This is a genomic window from Rhizobium sp. IY2 (genome assembly GCF_047532935.1).
In the GTDB taxonomy this organism is placed as follows: domain Bacteria; phylum Pseudomonadota; class Alphaproteobacteria; order Rhizobiales; family Rhizobiaceae; genus Rhizobium; species Rhizobium anhuiense.
Genome location: NZ_JBLKNU010000009.1, coordinates 76,036 through 97,530 on the forward strand (window position 1 = coordinate 76,036; position 21,495 = coordinate 97,530).

The window sequence follows — 21,495 nt, forward strand, 5'->3', positions numbered from 1 at the left end:
TCAAGATGCCGCATTCACTGCGGTTTTTCCCTTCCCAGGATTTTTCGGCACTGCCTGCGGGCAATCGTAAATTAACCCGCGCGTCCTACAGTTGCTCGCCAACAGGGGAGTTTCATTTTGTTATCGAGGCTGAGCGACAGCAAGCAGTTGCGGCGCGTGTTGAAGAATACCCGCGTCTCGTTTCTGGTTTCGTCGCTCGTCGCCCTTGTCGTCATCATGGTCGGCTTCGGCCTCGACCGGGCCAATACTGCGGCTTATGAACGCGAACTTCATATCCGCACCGAAAGCGAGGCGAATCTCATCCGCGCCCGGGTCATGGCTGAGATCAGCATGGACCTCAGCATCGTCCGCGACCTTGCCAACCTGATCTCCGTCAGCGCGGCGAACCGGGACGAGATGGAGCGCCAGATCAACTGGCTGCTGATCCAGAATCCGCCTTTCATTCATATCGCGGTCGCACCTGATTTCATCGTCAGCAACGTCTACCCGCCGCAATCGGGTAATGAGCGGATCGGCCGCGACGTGCGCGAAGCCCTCTTCTTCCGCCAGGCGATAACGCCCGCCACCGGCGACCAGTCGGCGCGCTTCTACGGTCCGGTCAGCACCGATGGCCGGGGTGCCTTTGCCATATTCTTCCCGGTCTTCGTCAAGGAGAACGGCCAGCGGCGGATCTGGGGAGCGGTCGAGCTCGTCATCGACCAGAAGATGTTCTACGAGGCGACCGGGCTGATGCCGGCGCGCGACCGCGAAAACCAGGAACGCTATCCGCATCTCGACCATCTCTCCATCGCCATCCGCGATATCGGCTTGCCGGCGGCGAGCGCGACGGCAGCCCCCTTCTTCGGGTCGTCCGATATCGACGCCAAGGATCCGATGCGCCAGAAGATCGGCTTTGCCGGGGGCAAGTGGGAGCTTTCCGTCGTGCCGAACAGCGGCTGGGACGCGATCCCGGAAAACCAGACCGAGCTGCGGCTGATCGTCGTTGCCGCCGGCTGCATCATCATCATCCCGATCTTCTTCGCGACCCTCCTGCTCGGCGAGCGCAATCGCAACATTACCGAGCTGGAGACGCGCGAAGCGAAATTGCTGGAACTGTCGCAGCGGCTCAATCTGGCGCTGGAATCTTCGAATATCGGCATCTGGGAGCTGCAGGATGATTCGAGCAGCCTGCTCTGGGACGCACGCGCGGCGGCCCTGCACGGCAAGCCGGCGCAGGAAGGCAGCCGGGCGCTCGACGAATGGCTGGCGGCGGTCCTGCCCGAGGACCGTGAAACCGCCGAGGTGCATTTCTTCAGCTGCAGCGTCGCCGGCGTTGCCTGCACGGCGCAATACCGCATCCTGCTCGGCGACGGCGGCATCCGGCATCTGCGCTCGGTCGGCGCCTTCTATACGGATGCCGGCGGCGTCGGCAAGACGATCGGCATCGTCTGGGACGTGACCGCCGATGCGGTGACCACCGACACGCTGCGCAAGGCCAAGGATATGAGCGAGGTCAAGAATGCCGAGCTGGAGCTGGCGCTTGAAGAGCTGTCGAGCCGCGAGGGGCAGCTCGCCGAGCTTTCGAGCCGGCTCGACCTGGCGCTCAATTCCTATCAGTGCGGCATATGGGAGGCGCGGCCGGGCCGGGGCGGCTCGATCTGGAACGAGCGCATGCACGAGCTCTATGGGCTTGCGCCGCGCAACGGCTTCATGACCGAGGAGACCTGGCTTGGCTGCATCCACCCCGAGGACCGGTCTCTCGCACTCGAAAGCGCCCGCCACCTCAGGCAGAACGGAGATACGCACACACTCGTCTGCCGGGTGATCGTCGACGACGGCTCGGTGCGTTATGTGCGCTCGGTCGGCAAGGTCCACCAGACGGGGACCGGCGAGATGAAGATCATGGGCATCGCCTTCGACGCCACCGAAGACGTGCTGATGACGATCCGGCTGAAGGCCGCCAAGGACGAGGCGGTCGCCAAGAATATCGAGCTCGAGGCTGCCAAGAACAGGATCGAGCACAATTCGCTGCACGACCCGCTGACCGCGCTCGCCAACCGCCGCAAGCTCGACATCGCCCTGGAAAGCCTGACGAATGACGGCCGCCAACAGCGGCAGAAATTCTCGATCCTGCACATCGATCTCGACCGCTTCAAGGACATCAACGACACGCTCGGCCATGCCGCCGGCGATGCGATGCTGGTGCATGCCTCGAAGGTGCTCGCCAAGAATGTCCGCGGCAGCGACGTCGTCGCGCGCATCGGCGGCGACGAATTCGTCATCCTCGCGCTCGACGTCGGGGATAAGGAGATGGCGCAGCTATCGGCGCGGATCATCGAGGAGATGCGCCAGCCGATCGATTTCCAGGGTTTCTCCTGCCGCTGCGGCGTGTCGATCGGGGTGGCGCTTGCCAACGGCATCCATGTCGATGCACGCAAGGTGCTGATCAATGCCGATATCGCGCTCTACCGCGCCAAGAGCATGGGCCGCAACCGCTTCGAATTCTTCAATCACAATCTCCAGGCCGATATCATCAACACCAAGCGCACGGCCGACGAGATCCTCGCCGGCATCGACAATTGCGAATTCACCGCCTGGTACCAGCCGCAATTCTCGGCCCGGACGATGGAACTGACCGGCGTCGAGGCGCTGGTGCGCTGGAAGCATCCTTCCAAGGGGTTGCTGACGCCGGACAAGTTCCTGCGCATCGCCGACGAGATCAATGTCGTGCAGATGCTCGACCGGATCGTGTTGGAAACGGCGCTGCGCGACAAGATGCGCTGGGCGGCGCACGGCATCACCGTGCCCAAGGTCTCGGTCAATGTCTCGGCGCGGCGGCTGCATGACGGCAGCCTTCTGGAATCGCTCGCCGATCTGCATATCCGCCCCGGCGAACTCTCCTTCGAACTGGTGGAATCGATCTTCCTTGACGAGAGCGAAGATGTTGCCTCGCAGAATCTCGAACGCATCAAGGCGCTCGGCATCGATATCGAGATCGACGATTTCGGCACTGGCCATACCTCGATCGTCAGCCTGTTGAAGCTGAAGCCCAAGCGGCTGAAGATCGACCGCCAACTGGTGAAGCCAATCGTCAACGCCTCGCAGGAGCGGGCGCTGGTCAGCTCGATCATCGAGATCGCCCGCTCGCTCGGCGTCGAGACGGTGGCCGAAGGGGTGGAGACGGCAGCGCATGCCGAACTGCTGCGCGATCTCGGCTGCGATATCCTGCAGGGCTTTGCCTTCTCGCGGCCCCTCTCCTTCGACGATTTCTCTGCGGAAGCCACAGGAACGGGGTGGCGGCTGGCCTCATGACCGCCGCCCTGCCGATCGACCTCAGCCTGACCCCTTCCCAGCCCGCGAAAAGAGGGTCGCGCCAGAAGACCGAAACAGCATTTCCGCACCTGCCGGTTTGACGCAAAGAAAGGCTTTTGCCTGGACGGTTTTTTGGCCTATGAGTGTCGCGCCTTTTCAAGCAATGGCGCAACCGGCTTTGGCGCGCCACCGTGGGAACACATGTCGCACAATACATTCGGTCACCTCTTCCGCGTAACCACCTGGGGCGAAAGCCATGGTCCGGCGCTCGGCTGCGTCGTCGACGGCTGCCCTCCGGGGCTGCGCTTCAAGCTCGAGGAGCTGCAGGTCTGGCTCGACAAGCGCAAGCCAGGGCAATCCCGTTTCGTGACGCAGCGGCGCGAGGACGATCTGGTGAAGGTGCTGTCCGGCGTCATGCTCGACGCCGATGGCGAGACGATGACGACCACCGGCACGCCGATCTCCATGCTGATCGAAAATACCGACCAGCGCTCCAAGGATTACGGCGAGATCGCCCGGCAGTACCGCCCCGGCCATGCCGACTATACCTACGACCTCAAATACGGCATTCGCGATTACCGCGGCGGCGGCCGCTCCTCAGCGCGCGAAACCGCCGCGCGGGTTGCCGCCGGCGGCATCGCCCGCCTGATCGTACCAGGTGTTACCGTGCGCGGCGCGCTGGTGCAGATCGGCAAGCACAAGATCGACCGCCGCAACTGGGATTGGGACCAGGTCGGGCAGAACCCGTTCTTCTCGCCGGATGCGGCGATCGTGCCGGTCTGGGAGGAATATCTCGACGGCATCCGCAAGACCGGCTCGTCGATCGGCGCGGTCATCGAAGTGATCGCCGAAGGCGTGCCTGCCGGTCTCGGTGCGCCGATCTATGCCAAGCTCGACCAGGATATCGCCTCGCTGCTGATGTCGATCAACGCCGTCAAGGGCGTGGAAATCGGCAATGGTTTTGCCGCTGCCGAAACCTCGGGCGAAGACAATGCCGACGAGATGCGCATGGGCAATGACGGCACGCCGATCTTCCTTTCCAACAATGCCGGCGGTATTCTCGGCGGTATCTCCACCGGGCAGCCGGTGGTGGCGCGTTTCGCCGTCAAGCCGACCTCGTCGATCCTGACCGAACGCCAGTCGATCGATGCCGATGGCAAGAATGTCGACATCCGAACGAAGGGCCGGCACGACCCCTGCGTCGGCATCCGCGCCGTGCCGATCGGCGAGGCGATGGTCGCCTGCGCGATCGCCGACCATTATCTTCGCGACCGCGGCCAGACCGGCCGTCTGAAATAGGAGCGCTCGCCCATGTCTTATGACCAAAAGCGCGTCGTCGACGCCATAAGGGCCTTCGAAGCCGGCGAGATCGTCGTCGTCATGGACGACAATGACCGCGAAAACGAAGGCGACCTGATCGTCGCCGCCGTCCATACCACGCCGGAGAAGATGGCCTTCATCGTGCGCCACACCTCCGGCATCGTCTGCGCCCCGATGCCGAAGGAAGAGGCCAAGCGCCTCAACCTCAACGCCATGGTGGCGGAAAACGATTCGGCCCATACGACGGCCTTCACCGTGTCGGTCGATTTCAAGCATGGCACGACGACGGGCATCTCCGCCGACGACCGGACGCTGACGGTGCGCAACCTCGCCAATCCGAATGTCGGCGCCGCCGATTTCGTCCGCCCCGGCCACATCTTCCCGCTGGTGTCGCGCGAAGGCGGCGTACTGATGCGCTCCGGCCATACCGAAGCCGCTGTCGACCTCTGCAAGCTTGCCGGTCTGCCGCCGATCGGCGTCATCTCCGAACTCGTCAACGATGACGGCACCGTGACGCGCGGTCCGCAGGTGGTCGACTTCGCCGAACAGCACGGGCTGAAACTCGTCTCCGTCGCCGATCTCATCGCCTATCGCCAGCGCAAGGAAACGCTGATCGAGCTCGGCACCAGCTTCGACGTCGACACGCCGTTCGGCAAGGCCAAGGCTCATACCTATTCCCTGCCCTGGGACCCGATGCAGCATCTCGCCGTCGTCTTCGGCGACATCCGCGACGGCGTCGACATCCCGGTGCGCCTGCATCCGGAAAATGTCGCCGAAGATCTCTTCGGCAAGAACAGCCCGGTCGATTTCTACATGCGGAAGATTTCCGAGGAAGGCCGCGGCGTCATCGTCTATCTGCGCGAAGGCTCGGTCGGCGTCGGCCACCACGACAACGGCCGCAAGGCCCGAAACCAGGGCCGCGAAGCCCATGCCGAAGCCCAGACACGCGACAGCGAATGGCTGGAAATCGGCCTCGGCGCCCAGATCCTCAAGGATCTCGGCGTCAGCTCGATCAAGCTGCTCACCAGCCGCGAGCGCCACTATGTCGGCCTGGAAGGTTTCGGGATCAAGATCAGCAAGACAGAGATCTGCTGAGGAGGCTTGGGCTTCGACCCTCGCCATCCCTCATTCCTGTGCCTGTCACAGGAATCCAGCCACGGCGCGTCCGCGCCGTGAATGACTCATTTGCTTCTACGAAGAGAGTTTCCCGCACCCAAGGACTTGGGTGCGCTGGATCCCTGTGACAAGCACAGGGATGAGGGAGTGCGTGATGAGGCACAGAGGGTAATTCGACTACCCTCTCCACCCATCCAAAAGCACCACCTTCTCCACACCCGCAAACCGCGCAACCCGATCCAACTCCGCCTCCAGCCGCTCCAATCGCCCGGCCGAAGGTTTCACGCCCGGTTCCAGCCAGAGCCGTTTGACGTCGAGCGTCGATTTTTTCCGATCCGCCTTCATGTCGATGCGTCCGATCAGCCTGTCGCCTTCGAGCAGCGGGAAGACGTAGTAGCCATATTCGCGCTTCGGCTCGGGCACGAAAATCTCGATGCGGTAGAAGAAGCCGAACAGGCGTTCGGTGCGGTTGCGGTCGCGGATCATCGGGTCGAAGGGGCTGAGCACGCGGATGCGTGGCGGCGCGCCGGGGTAATCGTCGAGGGTCGAGAGGAAATCGGCAAAGGCCCAGGACGGGCGCGCCTTGCCGCCGAGCGCCGGCTCGATCAGCACTTCGATCAGTTCGTCGCGATGGGCTGAGACCCAGGCCTTGGCCTCATCGGGCGAGACCAGGTTCCAGAAGGCCGATATCTCGCCATGGGTGGCAAAGCCGAGCCGGGCAAGCGCGCTGCGGCAGGCCCAGTCGACGAATTCCTCGCGGCTCACCTCCGGTTCGCGGAACTCGGCCGGGACGACGCGCTCGGTGAGATCGTAGATCTTCTGGAAGTTCGAGCGGCCGGCGATGGCGAACTTGCCGGTGTGCCAGAAATATTCGAGCGCCGTCTTGTTCGGATGCCAGTTCCACCAGCCGCCGGAAACGTGACCGTCGGCCTTGATCTCGCGGGCGAGGATCGCGCCATCGCGCTCAACGCGCTCATAGGTCTCGGCGAAAGCCGCCTCGAAGCCCTCGCCGCGCCATTTGCGCCAGCGCTCGATGATGACCTGCTCCTGATGACGGAACTTGTGTTTCCAATAGACGAAGAAGGCGCTCGGCAGGATGGAAGCGTCATGCGTCCAGTGCTCGAACAGCGCGCCATCCTTTTCGAGCAGTGCCGTGAGATGCTCGCGCCTGTAGGTCTGGTTGCGGGAAAACAGGATCTGGTGATGCGCCCGCTCCACCGTCTGGATGCTGTCCACCTGGACGAAACCCAGCTCATGGATGAGCTGCAGCAGGCCGTCCTTGGTCAAGGCGCGGTTCGGCGGAGCGCTGAGGCCCTGCTTGGCAAGAAAGACACGGCGGGCGTCGGAATTGGAAAGCAGATTCGTCATGACCGCATCATAATCCGGAAAATCTTCCTAGCGCATTCCGTTTTTCTTCGAGTGACGGAAATGCGCTCGCTTTGTTTTCCGCAATCCCGGACGCAAAACCGCTGCGCACTTTTGCTGGAGTTGCTCCGGCCACCCGATATCGAGCCAATATCAACATCGCGATTTGCGCTTTCATCATCCTCGATTCCCCGTGTAGAAGCACTGCTGTCAGGTTGGCGCATTGGCTGCAGCTGCCCCTCACCCTAACCCTCTCCCCGCAAACGGGGCGAGGCGACGTGCCAAACGCAACGTCGAGGGTAAAGGAAGCCGGCGCGGCATATCCCTTCTCCCCGCGAGCGGGGGTCGGAAGGACGGGTCGAGACACGTGGCCCGACCCAGGCAGAGGTGCCGGCAGGCAGATGAGGGGCCGGCATCGGCAATCTCAGCCGATGAAAAATGCGAGGGATGGGTTTGGATATTCGTTTCGAAGGTGCGGGGGTCAGTTTCGGGGCGCGGGTGGCGCTGCAGCCGCTGACGCTTGGCATCAGTGGGAAACGCATCGGCGTCATCGGGCTGAACGGTTCGGGCAAGACCACGTTCGCGCGGCTGATCAACGGATTGACCAAGCCGTCGATCGGCCGCGTCACCGTCAATGGCCGCGACACCGGCGATGAGAAATCTGCGGTGGCCGATGTCGGCTTCATCTTCCAATCGCCGCAGAACCAGATCATCCTGCCGATCGTCAAAGACGACATCGCCTTCGGGCTGAAGCGGCGCGGCTTCACCAAGGCGGAGATCGAGGCGAAGGTCCAGGCGGTGCTGGCCCGCTTCGGCGCTGAGGCGCTGGCCGATCGCCGCGCGCACGAGCTTTCCGGCGGCGAGCTGCAGGTGGCCGCTCTCTGCTCGGTGCTGGCGACGGGGCCGGGCATTCTGATCCTCGATGAACCCACCAACCAGCTCGATCTCAAGAACCGGGCGCTGGTCGAAAGGATCATCGCCGGGCTCTCGGAAAGCGCCATCGTCATCACCCATGATCTCGACCTGATCGCCGATTTCGAGCGGGTGCTGCTGTTTCATGAGGGCCGGCTTGCCGCCGATGCGCCGGCTGCCGAGGCGATCGCCCGCTACAGGGAGATCGCCGCCTGATGCAATCGCTCTATGTCGAGGGCAACAGCGTGATGCACCGGCTTTCGCCGCGGCTGAAGCTGTTGTCGCTGACGGCCTTCGGCGTCCTGCTGTTTATCAGCGGGAATCTCGTCCTGCTTTCGATCGCCGTGCTGCTGACGGCGGTTCTCTATGGCATGGTCGGCCTGCCGTTTGCCGATGCCCTCAGGCGGCTGCGGCCGATCTTCCTGACGATTGCGGTCGTGGCGCTCTTCAACCTGATCTTCAATCCCTGGCAGCAGGCGCTGGTACCCCTGCTGCGGCTGACCGCACTGATGCTGCTCGCCGCCACGGTGACGGCGACGACGTCGATCACCGCCTTCATCGACGAGGTGACCGCCCTTGCCCGCCCGCTCGAACGCACCGGCTGGGTGCAGGCCGACGATATCGGCCTGGCGCTTGGGCTGGTGCTGCGTTTCGTGCCTGAGATCGTCGGCCGTTATCAGGCGATTCGCGAGGCGCACAGGGCGCGCGGGCTGAAAATCCGGCCGATAACGCTGCTTGCGCCGCTGATCATCCTGACGCTCAGGGATGCGGATAATATCGCCGCGGCGATTGACGCGCGCGGTATTCGGCGGCATGTGAGTTAAAGATTAATAAACACGGAATTCATGATGAGCACTCGCGACCTCGTTCTTACCGCCCTCTTTGCCGCGATCATCGTGGCGCTCGGCCTGCTGCCGCCGATCTCGCTCGGCTTCATTCCGGTGCCGATCACCGCCCAATCCCTCGGCGTCATGATGGCCGGCGTCGTGCTCGGAGCCCGGCGCGGGGCGATTGCCGTGCTGATCGTGCTGGTGCTGGTCGCCATCGGCCTGCCGGTGCTTTCCGGCGGCCGCGGCGGGCTTGCGATCTTCGCGTCACCAACGGCCGGCTTCCTGATCGGCTGGATCTTTGCCGCCTTCGTCACCGGCTATCTCAGCGAACGGCTGGTCAACCATCAGCAATCCGCTCTGGTGCAGACGGTGAGCTTCTTCCTCACCGCCATGGCCGGCGGCATCGTCGTGCTCTACGCCTTCGGCATCACCTATCTCGCCACCGTCGCCGGCCTCGGCTTCACGAAAGCCTTCGTCGGCTCGATGGCCTTCATTCCCGGCGATGTAATCAAGGCTTTCGTCGCAGCCCTGCTTGGCCGTGCCGTCATGGTCGGTTATCCCCTGCTGCCGTCGCGCGCCTGACGCACAAGCCGTTATTGTCTACGAATACCCGACGGCCCCTTCGGGGGCCGTTGGGCTTAAAGACGCAGATGGCCAAAAGCGAAAGCGTTCACCGGACGCTCCGCCCCGTCCGCAGGAACGGGAACTTCCAAACCTTCCTTTCATTTTTCCGCAATGAACGTTCCTGAAGGAGAACCCATGCGAGGCGACCAGCAGGAGGAGATGGCTGCCTGGTTCCGCTCGCTGGATCCTGTCCAGCCGAAGGAAATGGTCGGCCTTTGGAGCGGCCTCGGTATTCCGTCGGATCATCCACTGGACGGCGTGCTCGAGAATCTCAACTGGTTTGGCAAGCGTTTCCATTCCGACATGCGGGCGGACGCCCTGCTCTTCACGTGGAGACCGGGCCGGCTCGTGCCGCTCGAGCCAAGTTTCTTACCGGTTAGGCTGGCGATCAAGTTGGCGCCCTTTGGCCGGACGTTCGTCGCCCGCAGCTGGTTCTCATACCTGCAGAAGATGCTTCGAGCGAGAGGCACGACCGCTTCGTTGCGGCTTCAGGCCCTCGACGGCATCGAAACGGCTGCGATGATCTACGACAAACAGCCGATCGTGGACTACTTCCGGAGGATTGACGATGACGAGATTGCCGGAATGATGTGCGTGCGCGACGACTCCCGGCGGTTCTTCTTCAAGCTCCGGAAAGTGATGGACTGAGCTGTGCAGCAAACGGCTGGCGGCTGGATAATCTTTCCTCAATCCAAAACAGCCCGAACATGCTACGAAAGCAGGGAAGAGGACGAAATGACCGTCATCGATCGAAATCATGTTCAAATCCGCGGCGATGGTCAGCGTGCGATGATCTTTTCGCATGGATTCGGATGCGACCAGAACATGTGGCGCTTCGTGGCGCCGTCTTTCGAAGGTGACTTCAAGACGGTGCTGTTCGATCACGTCGGCGCGGGACGATCCGATCTTGCGGCTTATGATGCCGGAAAATATTCTTCCCTATCCGGTTATGCCGATGACCTCGTGGAAATTTGCCGCGCGCTCGGCCTGACGCAAACGGTCTTCGTCGGGCACTCCGTCAGCGCGATGATCGGCGTCATCGCCTCGCTTGAGGCGCCGGACCTGTTTGAAAGCCTGGTCCTTGTCGGGCCGTCGCCGCGCTATATCAACGACGGTGACTATATCGGCGGTTTCAGCGCGGCTGATATAGACGACCTCCTGCAGTCGTTGGACGACAATCACATGGGCTGGTCTGCCGCCATGGCGCCTGTCATCATGGGCAATCCGGATCGACCGGAACTCGCCGAAGAGCTGACAAACAGTTTCTGCCGCACCGATCCCGAGATCGCCAAGGCCTTCGCACGGGTGACCTTCACGTCGGACAATCGCAGCGACCTCCAGCGCGTCACCGCCAGAACGCTGATCCTTCAATGCCGCGACGATATCATCGCCTCCGAAGAGATCGGCGAATTCGTCCATCAACAGATCCCCGATAGTCAATTGGTCGTGCTGAACGCCAGTGGCCACTGCCCCAACCTCAGCGCTCCCGGCGAGGTCATATCGGCAATCCGGCGGTTCGTCTGATGACCGGCGCCGGCACGCAAGGCTCCCCGCCGGCCGAGGACCTCGAGGACCTCTACGAAAACGCACCCTGCGGCTATCTTTCGCTGCAGCCGGACGGGCGCATCGTCAAGGTGAACCGGACGCTTTCGGCCTGGATCGGCATCCCTGCCGATCAGCTTCTCGGCAAACGGCTCCATGATCTGCTCAACATGCCGGGCCGGATATTCTACGAAACCCATTTTGCGCCCTTGCTGCGCATGCAGGGGTTTTTCAACGAGGTTGCCCTCGATCTTGTGACATCAGATGGCAGAAAGCTGCCCGTGCTCGCCAATGCAATGGAAAGGCGTGCCGAAGACGGCGCCTTGCTTTTCACCCGTGTGACGATGTTTCAGGCCGCCGAGCGTCGCCGGTATGAACGGGAACTGGTCGACGCGCGCGCCGCCGCGGACGCGGCCAGTGCCATGGTCAAATCCCAGCTCGAGCTCGAACAGGAAACCGCCGAGCTGCGGGAACAGTTCATCGCCATCCTCGGCCATGACCTGCGCAACCCGCTTGCCTCGATCGCGGCCGCGGCGCGCATGCTGCGAAAGGAAGAGCAGACCGATCGCGCCACGAAAATTCTCGATTTGATGCAGGGCAGCGTCATCCGCATGTCCGGCCTGATCGACAACGTGCTCGACTTCGCGCGCGGACAATTGGGCGGCGGCATCACGCTCAAGAGGCAAGTGGAGGATCTCGAGCCGATCTTGCGGCAGGTCATCGATGAACTCCGCTCCAGCCATCCCGACCGCGCAATCGAGGTAAGCATCGAATTCGACGGACCGATAAATTGCGACAGCGGCCGGATCGGTCAGCTGGTCTCCAATCTTCTGGGAAATGCCCTGACCCATGGAACGCCGGATGAACCGGTGCGGTTTTCTGCGGCAACTGGCGAGCAAAGGCTGGAGCTTTGGATCGCCAATGGCGGCGCCCCGATTTCCAGCGATGCGATGACAGGGCTCTTTCAACCTTTCTTCAAGGGCGAAGCCGGGACAAGTCAAAGAGGATTGGGGCTCGGTCTGCACATCGCCTCGGAAATCGCCCGCGCCCATGCCGGGACGATCATTGTAAGTTCCGATGATAACGAGACGCGTTTCACCTTTGTGATGCCGTTGGATTGATAGGGCCACATAACCGGCAGGCGTGTGCGGCTATTCGTTGCTGTCGGTGCGCGCCTGGCACAGAAGCCGGTCGCCATCTCGGCCCAGCCCGGAATCCGGGCAACAAAAAACCGCCTTGAGGCGGTCGGGCATTCTATCGATTTCAGTTTGATTTAGTCTCCTCCTCCACCATCTCCCCCGCCATCACAGCCGCCGTCGCCTGAGGCGTCGAACCAGCCTCCCCCTCCATCGCCGGAGCCTTCCGAATTGCCCCACCTGCGCTTGGTGTTTGCGGTGGTCTGGGTGGTTCTTTCTGCCCTTGCGATCAGCGCAAAGATCAGTGCGAAGCCTCCAACGATTCCGGTAGCCACAAGAAATGTCTCCAATCAGTATCCTTTCATTGTTTCAGGAAATCTCGTTTCCTGACTAAAATAGTAGATTACTTTCCCACTCCTGGAAATAGCCTGAATATGAAACTTTCATGACATTCAGGATCACGTCAAAAAAGAGAGCTATTTGCTCCGTGAGCAGAGGAAGTCGCCGGCTGCATCAAGGGCGGGCGTGATGGGCTCTCGTTCGGCCGCCCGCGTCATAGTCGTGCTACGCCTCTTACGGCGGCGCATGGCAGACCTCAGCAATGGGTCTCCACGCCAGGCATGGGGACGCGACGCGGAAGGAATCTGCTCTTCATTCCGAATTCGCTGCAATTGGTGCGAAGCGGCCCTTGAGAGACTGTTGCAATTCGTCGTCTTGCCAGCGGTCAGGGTATGGCACTTCCCAAGTCAGCCGCCGCAAGGCTTGTAGAGGGATCCCGTTATATCCCAGTTGCTCAAGGCGAACCAGGAGCAGAGCAGCGTCCAATTGAATCATCAACCGAGCCGAGCCACTGACTTGATGTAAAACGCTGAGCATTGCTGCGTATGATCTGAACCCAAACGAGGCAGCCAGTGCTTCATCGGCATGCGATGATCTGACATTCGCGTACTGTTTTCTCAGTGCCTTTTTCAGTGCAGCTATATTGGAGGGAGCAAACTTAATTGTGGCGTGTAACATCAGACGATCCGTTGTCTTGGTCGAAGTCTGCCGATTACACTTCGACCTTTATGGACACGGTCGCCTTCAATGGAAAATCTGCCCTTCAACCCGGCAGCAGGTTTGGAGGGGCCCCCAGAAGTGAATCATAGCAAGCGTATCATCGGTCATCAAGAACAAGTGTCCGAGCCGGGAAGACCCGAGCGAAAACCACCGGAATCTCCGGTCATGCGTTTTCCGCGTTGCCTCCTCCTAGCAGGCTCGAACTCCGCGCTGCCTAAATTGCAGCGCAGAGAATCCCTAGACTGGTTCCCCTTCAAGCCGTCGCTCTGCGGGGAAAGAGCACGGCCTGCGGAGCGGCTTTGATCCCAGCCACGATCAAAGGGTCCCGGTAGAGGCGCGGAGCCGGTATCCTCAGCCTGGAATGCAGCTTTGCGGCCGAGCTTGGCAAGAACGGCAGGAGGCAGCGGGCCACGATCGCAAGGCCGTGGACCTGTTCGGCCAGGCAAGCGCCGAGACGCGCGGCGGTCGCCTTCCGGTCCTCCGGCGCGAGATCGTCAAGCAGCGTTTTGGCATCCGCCCATGGTGCGCGTTGTGTGAACCGCCTGTTCGCCTCGCCGACAAATTCGAAAATATCCGCGAGGCCGACATGGAGTTCGTAGGCATCGAAGGCCTGAGCCACCTTCGCCGGAAGGAGGGCCGCCGCCTCGACGAAGTCATTGTCCGGCACGGGCGGCACGATGCCGTTGAACGAGGCGGACAGTAGCGCAAGCACCCGGTTGGCGAGGTTGCCGAGTTGCCCTGCCAACTCTCCCGACCAGGCGGCTTCAAGACGCTCGCCCGAGAAGTCGCCGTCGTCTGCCGATCGAATGTGCCGGAGCAGGAAATATCGCAGCGCATCCGGCGTTTCGTAGGATTGGATGATGCCTTCCGGATCGATCCCGTTGCCGGCCGACTTGCCGATCTTCCGGCCGTCCACCGTGACGTAGCCGTGCACCAGGATCGACGATGGCGGCGGCAGACCGGCGGAAAGCAGGATAGCCGGCCAGTAGATGGCGTGGAATTTGGAGATACCCTTGCCGACGACGTGGATGCGCTGGCCGCCGTTCCAATAGTGCTGCAGCAGGGTTGGATCGGACCCGTGGCTGAGACCTGTGAGATAGTTCGCCAGGGCATCGAACCAGACGTAGACGACCTCATCCCCATCGGGGACGGGAACGCCCCAACCGCGCGCCCGCTCGGCGCTGCGCGACACGCTGATATCGCTCAGGCCCCGCCGCAGCAGGGCAAGGACCTCGTTGCGCCGATGGGCTGGAACGATCCGAAGCGTGCCGGTCTCGACGAGTTCAAGCAGCCGGTCGCCATATCGGGAGAGACGGAAGAACCAGTTCTCCTCACGGATGGCCTCAAGGGCAATGCCATGTTCCGGGCAGCGCCCGTCATCGAGTTCGGACGGCTCGTAAAATTGCTCGCAACCGACGCAATAGAGGCCTTCATATGCCTTGCGATAGAGGTCGCCATTACAAGCGCATGCCCTCCACAGGGCGTGAACGCAGGCGGTATGCCTGGGATCGCGGGAGGTGCGGACGAATTCCTCGTTGGAGATATCGAGCAGTCCGCCAAGGCGCTCGAACCTGTCGGCATTGGCATTGACGAAGTCCTTCACCGGCAGCCCCGCGGCTTCCGCCGACCGGACGTTCTTCAGGCTGTTGTCGTCGGTCCCGCACTGGAACCTGATGTCGTGGCCGAGAAGCCGGAAATGGCGGGCATAGGCATCGGCCTGGACGAGTTCGAGGGCGAAGCCGACATGCGGCGCGGCGTTCACATAGGGGATCGAGGTGGTGATGTAGATCTTGTTCATCGGCGTTTCCTTTCGAAAGGCTGTTTGCCCCGCGAGACGGATCGACCCATGAAAAGACCGCCTCGAGGGCGGTCACTGGTGCATTATGGACGCACGAAACCCGCCACGCTATGAGCGCAGCATCATCATCACGAAAGTGCTGATCAGGGTGTTGTCCATGCGATTTTCTTATCATCGAGAGCCGTTTCGAACAAGCGTGCGCGGTGGTGCCCGCCGTCATTGTGACGCAGCGGCAATCTCGAGTGTCAGGCAAGCTCGGCATAATGGGCCAGCTTGTCTTGAAGCATGGTCAGAATGCGGTCTCGTCCGGGATCGCGGACGCCCTTCAACCACGCGACCGAGAGGGGAAGCTTGTTCATGGCAGCCCTGCCTTCCATGTCCAGAGCGATGTAACGGACGCCGCTGACGGCGAGCCGGGATGTCCATTGGGGTACGATCGCCAGCCCGATCTGCGCGGCCACGAGGTTGACGATCGTCTGCTTTTCTTCCGCAAGCTGGGCCACCCGTGCCTGCAGTCCCGCCTCGATGAACAGCTTCATCGTCAGGTCGTGGCTATGAGGGCGCGACCGACGCTCCGGGACGATCAACGGTTCGTCGGCGAGGTCTTCGATTCTCACGCTGGCTCTCGACGCCAGCCGATGGTTCTCGGACATGGCGACGACCGCGGTCTCATGGAAAAGAAACATCGTCTTCAGCTTGGGGTCGACGATATCGGGGGCGCGGATGAATGCCAAATCCAATGAGCCCGACAAGAGTTTGGGGATCAGCCTGATTGTCTTGTCTTCCAACAACTGCGTCGAGACGTCGGGGCACTGCTGCCGGAAATCGTGCAGCAACATCGGAACGAGCCCTGCTGCCGCGCTGTCGATCGCCCCGATCCGCAGCACATCCGCTCTTGCCTGGCGGGACGTGTGGAACCGTTGCTGAAGAGCTTCGGTCTTGGCCAGGATCTCCCGCGCGCCTTCCAGGAGGACGAGGCCGTCTTCCGTCAGCGACACGCTGCGCGTCGTTCGCGCCATCAGCCGCGTCCCGAGGGATTCCTCAAGCAGGCGTATGTGCCGCGACAGCGACGCCGGCAGGAGGCCGAGCTTTTGGGCGGCCCGCCCGAAATGAAGCTCATCGGCCACCGACACGAAACATCGAAGCTGGTTCAGGTCCACGAACGTCTGCTCCGGAATTCGATTATATCAAATTTTTATATATTCTTGTGTCGCTTGAGGATCAAGCCGGCGGTGGTCATAGATGTTCACAAGCGCAGGAGGTGCGCTCTGTTATCATCCATTCCGGGAGGAGACCGTCGTGACTCACGACTTGGAAACGCGTGTCTTGCGCAAAATCACATTCCGCATCGTACCGTTCATCATGCTGCTGTATTTCATCGCGTTCCTCGACCGCGTGAATATCGGCTTTGCCGCCCTGACGATGAATGAGGACCTCGGCTTCTCGTCCACCGTCTTCGGCATCGGCGCGGGCATCTTCTTCGTCGGTTATTTCCTTTTCGAAGTTCCCTCGAACCTCATTCTCAACAAGGTCGGCGCCCGCATCTGGATCGCTCGGGTGATGATCAGCTGGGGGATCGTCTCCGGCCTCATGGCGTTCGTGCAGGAGACCACCAGCTTCTACATCCTGCGCTTTCTTCTCGGCGTCGCCGAAGCGGGCTTTTTCCCCGGTATCATCCTCTATCTCAGCTTCTGGTTCCCGGCCCGCCGCCGCGCCGCGGTGACCGCGATCTTCATGGCCGCAGCACCGCTCTCCACGGTCCTGGGGTCGCCGGTCTCCGGTGCGCTGATGGAAATGCACGGTCTTCTCGGCCTTGCCGGCTGGCAGTGGATGTTCCTGATCGAAGCAGCCCCAGCCATCATCCTGGGTGTCATCGTCCTCTTCTATCTCACCGATCGCCCGGAAAAGGCGAAATGGCTGACGGATGAAGAGCGCAGCTGGCTCGTCAAAACAATGAATGCCGAACAGGCGGGCAAAAGCCTGGCCAGCCACAGCATCCTGGCGGGACTGGCCGACATCCGCGTCTTTGCCCTCGCCCTGGTTTATTTCGGCACCTCTGCCGGGCTTTACACCTTGGGCATCTGGGCTCCGCAGATCATCAAACAGTTCGGCCTGTCGGCGTTCGAGGTCGGCTTCATCAATGCTGTTCCCGGCATTTTCGCCGTGGTCGCCATGGTTCTTTGGGCGCGTCATTCCGACAGGACGGGCGAACGGACATGGCACGTGGTCGGCGCCTGCCTGCTGGCGGCCGCAGGGCTGGCCTTCGCAACGGGTGCGACCAGCGTATACATGGTCCTGATCGCTCTCACCCTCGTCAACATCGGCATCAGCTGCTCGAAGCCGCCGCTCTGGAGCATGCCGACCCTGTTCCTGTCCGGCCCGGCTGCGGCGGCCGGCATCGCCACCATCAACTCCATCGGCAATCTCGGCGGCTTCGTCGGTCCGTCGATGATCGGGTGGATCAAGGACACGACCGGGAGTTTCGCCGGTGGCCTCTATTTCGTCGCCGGGCTCCTGGTGATCTCGGCAATCCTCACACTCGTCCTGGCGCGGTCCGGCCCCAAGGCGGCTGATACCCGCGCCGCCAGTCAACACTGATCACCCCTGACACGATCGGAGAATAGCCATGCGTGAATATGCAATCGCCACCATCCCCGCCGACGGCATCGGTCCTGAAGTCATCGCGGCCGGCACACGCGTCCTGGCTGCCATCGAGAAGCGCGAAGGCGGGATCAAGTTCAACGTCGAAAATTTCGACTGGGGATCCGACTATTACAAAAAACACGGCGTCATGATGCCGGCCGATGGCTTGAAGCAGCTGAAGAAGTTCGACGCCATCTATTTCGGCGCCGTCGGCGCGCCGGATGTTCCCGACCACATCACGCTCTGGGGTTTGCGGCTGCCGATCTGCCAGGGCTTCGACCAGTATGCGAATGTTCGCCCGACGAAGATTTTGCCCGGGATCACGCCGCCACTGCGCAACTGCGGCCCGGGCGATCTGGACTGGGTTATCGTCCGCGAAAACTCCGAAGGCGAATATTCCGGCCATGGCGGCCGTGCCCATAGGGGGCTGCCGGAAGAGGTCGGCACTGAGGTCGCCATCTTCACCCGCGTCGGCGTCACCCGCATCATGCGCTATGCCTTCAAGCTCGCCCAGTCCCGGCCGCGCAAGTTCCTGACCGTCGTCACCAAATCCAATGCCCAGCGGCACGGCATGGTGATGTGGGATGAAATCGCGGCCGAAGTGGCCACGGAATTCCCCGATGTCACCTGGGACAAGATGCTCGTCGACGCCATGACCGTCCGCATGACCCTCAATCCCAGGAGCCTCGACACCATCGTCGCCACCAATCTCCATGCCGATATCCTCTCGGACCTTGCCGGCGCGCTCGCGGGCAGCCTCGGCGTCGCGCCGACCGCCAACATCGATCCGGAACGCCGCTTCCCGTCGATGTTCGAGCCGATCCATGGTTCTGCTTTCGACATCACCGGCAAGGGCATCGCAAACCCGGTGGCGACCTTCTGGACAGCGGCGCAGATGCTCGACCATCTCGGTGAAACAGATGCATCCGCACGCCTGATGCGGGCCGTCGAACGGGTGACGGGGGCAGGCATATTGACGCCAGACGTCGGCGGAACGGCCAACACCAAGGAAGTCACCGACGCGGTCGTCGATGCAATCCACGCATCGAACGTCTGAACGATCCACCGATGGTCTGGACCGATCAGAAAGCACGGGCAGTGCTGCATCAGATCTTTGACGCAGCGGTCGAAAGCGCCAATCCGCAGCGGGCGATTCTTAAGAACCTCCCGGACAAGCCGAGAGGCCGATGCATCGTCGTCGGCGCCGGAAAAGCGTCGGCGGCCATGGCCGCCGCTCTCGACAGCGCCTGGCCGGATGTCGATGTCTCCGGCGTCGTCGTCACACGCTATGGTCACGCGGTGCCTGCCGGTCGTATCCGCATCATCGAGGCATCGCACCCCGTTCCGGATGCGATGAGCCAAACGGCGGCTGCCGATCTTTTGCAGGCCGTTCGCGGATTGACACCGGACGATCTGGTGATTGCTCTCATCTCGGGCGGCGGGTCGGCGCTTCTGGTCGCTCCGGCGGGCGGCATGACTTTAGCGGACAAGCAGAGCGTCAATCGTGCGCTTCTGGCGAGCGGCGCGACGATCTCCGAGATGAACGCCGTTCGCAAACACCTCTCGCGGATCAAGGGAGGCCGTCTCGGCCTGGCCGCCCGGCCCGCGAAAGTCGTTACCCTTGTTATCTCCGATGTGCCGGGCGATGATCCCGCATCCATCGCCTCCGGCCCGACGATCGCCGATCAAAGCACGATCGACGAGGTTCGCGGCATCCTATCCCGCTACAGGATCGTCCTGCCCGATACGGCACGCGCCGTCCTCGACAGCGGTGACGAGACGCCGAAGCCCGCCGATCTCGAGAGCGATGTCCGCATCATCGCCGCCCCCTCGCTGGCCCTGGAGAGCGCGGCAAAAGCGGCCGCCAGCGCAGGCCTGCAACCACTTGTCCTCGGCGATGCCATCGAGGGAGAGGCGCGCGAGCTCGGCACGGTCATGGCGGGCATCGCCCTATCCGCAAAGATCAAGGGGCTTCCCGTTCGCGGACCTGCCGTTCTTTTGTCGGGCGGCGAAGGAACGGTGTCGATCGGCCGCGAAGCCGCGGGCCGCGGTGGCCGCAACACCGAATTCCTCCTCGGGCTTGCGGTGGCCCTCAAGGGACATGCCGGAATATGGGCGATTGCCGGCGATACCGACGGCATCGACGGCACCGAAGATGCGGCGGGTGCAGTCGTCACTCCCGACACGTTGGAGCGCGGCCTCAAGAAGGGACTCGATGCCCGGGCTCATCTCGCTTCGCACGACAGCTATTCATTCTTTGACGAGATCGGCGATCTCGTCAAAACCGGGCCGACCCTGACCAATGTCAACGATATCCGCGCCATACTCATCGTCTGACACGGTGATCAAGCCTGAGGAGTGGGCGACCGTCAGGCCGGCAAGCGCGTCTGCCGACATGCGCCGTCACACCAGCCCGGGCACGACGAACACCAGCCAGGCGACGATCGGGCCGATGATGGCGATCAGCGCGCTGTAGATCAGCAGCTGCCGCAGCACCTGCTCGCGCCTGTCATCCGGCGCATTGGCCACGACTAGGGCGCCGTTGGTGGAGAATGGGCTGGTATCGACGATCGTCGTCGAGATGGCGATCGCCGCGACCACGCCGATGGCGCTGACATGCCCTTGCAGGAGGAAGGGAACGGCGAGCGGGATGATCGCGCCGAGCAGCGCGGTCGAGGAGGCGAAGGCCGAGACGATGGCGCCGGTAAAGCACAGCAGCAGCGCCACCAGCAGCGGCATGCCGAGACTGGATATGCCGTTCGCCACGTAATCGACCGTTCCGGCCTTCTCCATGACGCCGACATAGGTGATGATGCCGGCAATCAGCAGCACGGTCGACCAACTGACCTTGTCGATTGCCGCCTTCTGGGTCTTCGGCGACAACAGCGCCAGGGCGACCGCCACGGTCATGGCGACGAGGCCGACGTTGAACTTGAAGACCAGGGCGCCGATGCCGAGCGCCGTCAGGCCGATCAAGGTGGTAATTCTCTCATTGTTCAGGCGCAGCGTCGTCGCGGTATCGGCCGCCGTCCCATAGGCATGTTCCCTGATCGGTTTTGCCGGCGTGCCGCCGTGACCTCTGATCGACGCCGACACGCCCTCGGGATGGAGTTCGGGCAAGGGGCCAAGCGATGCGGCGTCCTGCCTCATCACCTTTGCGCCGCCGAAAATGAAGAAGACCAGCACCGCGATCGCCAGGTTGAAGAAGAAGCTGGAGAGAAACAGCGAGGTCGGCGCAAAAGGCAGGCCGGCCTTGGCGACGATCTGGTTGGTGATACCGCCATAGATGCTGATCGGCGAAAAGCCGCCCGCCTGCGCGCCATGGATCACCATCAGGCCCATCATGACCGGGTGAATGCGGTACTGCACGGCAAAGCTCAAGGCGACGGGCGCGAGAATGGCGACCGCGGCCGGCCCAAGAGCCCCGAAGCCGGTAATGACGGCGGCGACCAGGAACATCACCCAGGGGATCAAGCCGATCCGCCCGCGCACCAGGCGCACGGCACATTCGACGAGCCAGTCGATCGTGCCGTTGATCTGCGCGATCGCAAAGAGGTAGGTGACGGCGACGAGCGTCAGGAACAGATCACTCGGAAAACCGGCAAATATATCGTTGGTCTTCATGCCGAGGATCATCGAGCCGAGCACGAAGGCGCCGGCAAAGGCGAGCGCACCCATGTTGATCGGCTGGATCGTCGCAATGATGAACATGGCGACCAGCAGGCCTATGGCCAGTAATTCAATACCCATGATTCCCCTCCCTCCGACGCCTCCAGCGCCGTAGCTGTTGTGTTCAAGATCGATGCGGGATGCCGGCGCACCCTCCTCCCAGAGGGCGCGACCGCCTTAGAGCGGTTCA

The 21,495-nt window shown here is 62.2% G+C and carries 19 protein-coding genes; 12 read left to right on the forward strand and 7 right to left on the reverse strand.

The annotated features are described in order from the left end of the window. Positions 1 to 117 precede the first annotated feature (117 nt). The 3 genes from ACMUVN_RS24305 to ribB all read left to right on the forward strand — a co-directional run bounded on the left by ACMUVN_RS24305 (position 118) and on the right by ribB (position 5,706). Positions 118 to 3,291: an EAL domain-containing protein gene (locus tag ACMUVN_RS24305; protein ID WP_168333489.1), complete on the forward strand. Its 3,174-nt coding sequence runs from the start codon at positions 118 to 120 to the stop codon at positions 3,289 to 3,291. Positions 3,292 to 3,492: 201 nt separating this feature from the next. Beyond that, on the forward strand, positions 3,493 to 4,590 hold the full coding sequence (gene aroC / locus ACMUVN_RS24310; protein WP_097595257.1) for a chorismate synthase: 1,098 nt from the start codon (positions 3,493 to 3,495) through the stop codon (positions 4,588 to 4,590). A gap of 12 nt (positions 4,591 to 4,602) precedes the next feature. Further along, positions 4,603 to 5,706: a 3,4-dihydroxy-2-butanone-4-phosphate synthase gene (gene ribB / locus ACMUVN_RS24315; RefSeq protein ID WP_029867871.1), complete on the forward strand. Its 1,104-nt coding sequence runs from the start codon at positions 4,603 to 4,605 to the stop codon at positions 5,704 to 5,706. Between the two features lie 198 nt (positions 5,707 to 5,904). On the opposite strand, the gene ACMUVN_RS24320 is transcribed toward ribB, so the two are convergent. Next, positions 5,905 to 7,095 carry a winged helix-turn-helix domain-containing protein gene (locus tag ACMUVN_RS24320; RefSeq protein WP_047615408.1) on the reverse strand — a complete coding sequence of 397 codons (1,191 nt, stop codon included), beginning with the start codon at positions 7,093 to 7,095 and terminating at the stop codon, positions 5,905 to 5,907. Positions 7,096 to 7,102: 7 nt separating this feature from the next. Beyond that, complete coding sequence (locus ACMUVN_RS24325; protein ID WP_156148411.1) at positions 7,103 to 7,273, reverse strand: hypothetical protein; 171 nt, start codon at positions 7,271 to 7,273, stop codon at positions 7,103 to 7,105. A gap of 272 nt (positions 7,274 to 7,545) precedes the next feature. On the opposite strand from ACMUVN_RS24325, the gene ACMUVN_RS24330 reads away from it, so the two are divergent. The 6 genes from ACMUVN_RS24330 (at position 7,546) to ACMUVN_RS24355 (ending at position 12,121) form a co-directional block, all read left to right on the forward strand. Then, a complete protein-coding gene (locus ACMUVN_RS24330) occupies positions 7,546 to 8,220 on the forward strand; it encodes an energy-coupling factor ABC transporter ATP-binding protein (RefSeq protein ID WP_127430512.1) in 675 nt (224 codons plus the stop codon). Next, a complete protein-coding gene (locus ACMUVN_RS24335; protein WP_047613924.1) occupies positions 8,220 to 8,828 on the forward strand; it encodes an energy-coupling factor transporter transmembrane component T family protein in 609 nt (202 codons plus the stop codon). The genes ACMUVN_RS24330 and ACMUVN_RS24335 overlap by 1 nt, the downstream gene beginning before the upstream one ends. A gap of 24 nt (positions 8,829 to 8,852) precedes the next feature. Further along, positions 8,853 to 9,416 (forward strand): biotin transporter BioY, encoded by a 564-nt coding sequence (locus tag ACMUVN_RS24340; protein WP_047614436.1) that lies wholly within the window; start codon positions 8,853 to 8,855, stop codon positions 9,414 to 9,416. 153 nt (positions 9,417 to 9,569) lie between these two features. Further along, positions 9,570 to 10,106 carry a GXWXG domain-containing protein gene (locus ACMUVN_RS24345; protein WP_097595260.1) on the forward strand — a complete coding sequence of 179 codons (537 nt, stop codon included), beginning with the start codon at positions 9,570 to 9,572 and terminating at the stop codon, positions 10,104 to 10,106. An 87-nt stretch (positions 10,107 to 10,193) separates the two neighbouring features. Further along, entirely contained in the window at positions 10,194 to 10,982 is a 789-nt protein-coding gene (locus tag ACMUVN_RS24350; RefSeq protein WP_414815541.1) for an alpha/beta fold hydrolase, read from the forward strand. Beyond that, on the forward strand, positions 10,982 to 12,121 hold the full coding sequence (locus tag ACMUVN_RS24355; RefSeq protein WP_414815542.1) for an ATP-binding protein: 1,140 nt from the start codon (positions 10,982 to 10,984) through the stop codon (positions 12,119 to 12,121). The genes ACMUVN_RS24350 and ACMUVN_RS24355 overlap by 1 nt, the downstream gene beginning before the upstream one ends. Positions 12,122 to 12,273: 152 nt before the next feature. Here ACMUVN_RS24355 and ACMUVN_RS24360 read toward each other — a convergent pair whose 3' ends face one another. The 4 genes from ACMUVN_RS24360 to ACMUVN_RS24375 all read right to left on the reverse strand — a co-directional run bounded on the left by ACMUVN_RS24360 (position 12,274) and on the right by ACMUVN_RS24375 (position 16,153). After that, the gene (locus ACMUVN_RS24360) at positions 12,274 to 12,471 is read right to left on the reverse strand and encodes a hypothetical protein (RefSeq protein ID WP_132574118.1); all 198 of its coding nucleotides are present in this window, start codon (positions 12,469 to 12,471) and stop codon (positions 12,274 to 12,276) included. Between the two features lie 316 nt (positions 12,472 to 12,787). Beyond that, a complete protein-coding gene (locus tag ACMUVN_RS24365; RefSeq protein WP_097595263.1) occupies positions 12,788 to 13,153 on the reverse strand; it encodes a hypothetical protein in 366 nt (121 codons plus the stop codon). Between the two features lie 295 nt (positions 13,154 to 13,448). After that, complete coding sequence (gene metG, locus ACMUVN_RS24370) at positions 13,449 to 14,993, reverse strand: methionine--tRNA ligase (protein ID WP_414815543.1); 1,545 nt, start codon at positions 14,991 to 14,993, stop codon at positions 13,449 to 13,451. Between the two features lie 245 nt (positions 14,994 to 15,238). After that, entirely contained in the window at positions 15,239 to 16,153 is a 915-nt protein-coding gene (locus ACMUVN_RS24375) for a LysR family transcriptional regulator (RefSeq protein WP_183905851.1), read from the reverse strand. A 139-nt stretch (positions 16,154 to 16,292) separates the two neighbouring features. On the opposite strand from ACMUVN_RS24375, the gene ACMUVN_RS24380 reads away from it, so the two are divergent. Genes ACMUVN_RS24380 through ACMUVN_RS24390 form a run of 3 tightly spaced genes read left to right on the forward strand, consistent with a single transcriptional unit; the run spans position 16,293 to position 19,973 of the window. Next, positions 16,293 to 17,591 carry an MFS transporter gene (locus tag ACMUVN_RS24380; protein ID WP_183905852.1) on the forward strand — a complete coding sequence of 433 codons (1,299 nt, stop codon included), beginning with the start codon at positions 16,293 to 16,295 and terminating at the stop codon, positions 17,589 to 17,591. A 28-nt stretch (positions 17,592 to 17,619) separates the two neighbouring features. After that, positions 17,620 to 18,693, forward strand: a complete 1,074-nt coding sequence (locus ACMUVN_RS24385) for a tartrate dehydrogenase (protein ID WP_047613913.1) — start codon at positions 17,620 to 17,622, stop codon at positions 18,691 to 18,693. 11 nt (positions 18,694 to 18,704) lie between these two features. Continuing rightward, positions 18,705 to 19,973, forward strand: a complete 1,269-nt coding sequence (locus ACMUVN_RS24390; RefSeq protein ID WP_183905853.1) for a glycerate kinase — start codon at positions 18,705 to 18,707, stop codon at positions 19,971 to 19,973. Positions 19,974 to 20,039: 66 nt separating this feature from the next. On the opposite strand, the gene ACMUVN_RS24395 is transcribed toward ACMUVN_RS24390, so the two are convergent. Next, positions 20,040 to 21,386, reverse strand: coding sequence for an SLC13 family permease (locus ACMUVN_RS24395; RefSeq protein ID WP_047613909.1), 1,347 nt, complete (start codon positions 21,384 to 21,386; stop codon positions 20,040 to 20,042). Positions 21,387 to 21,495 lie beyond the last annotated feature (109 nt).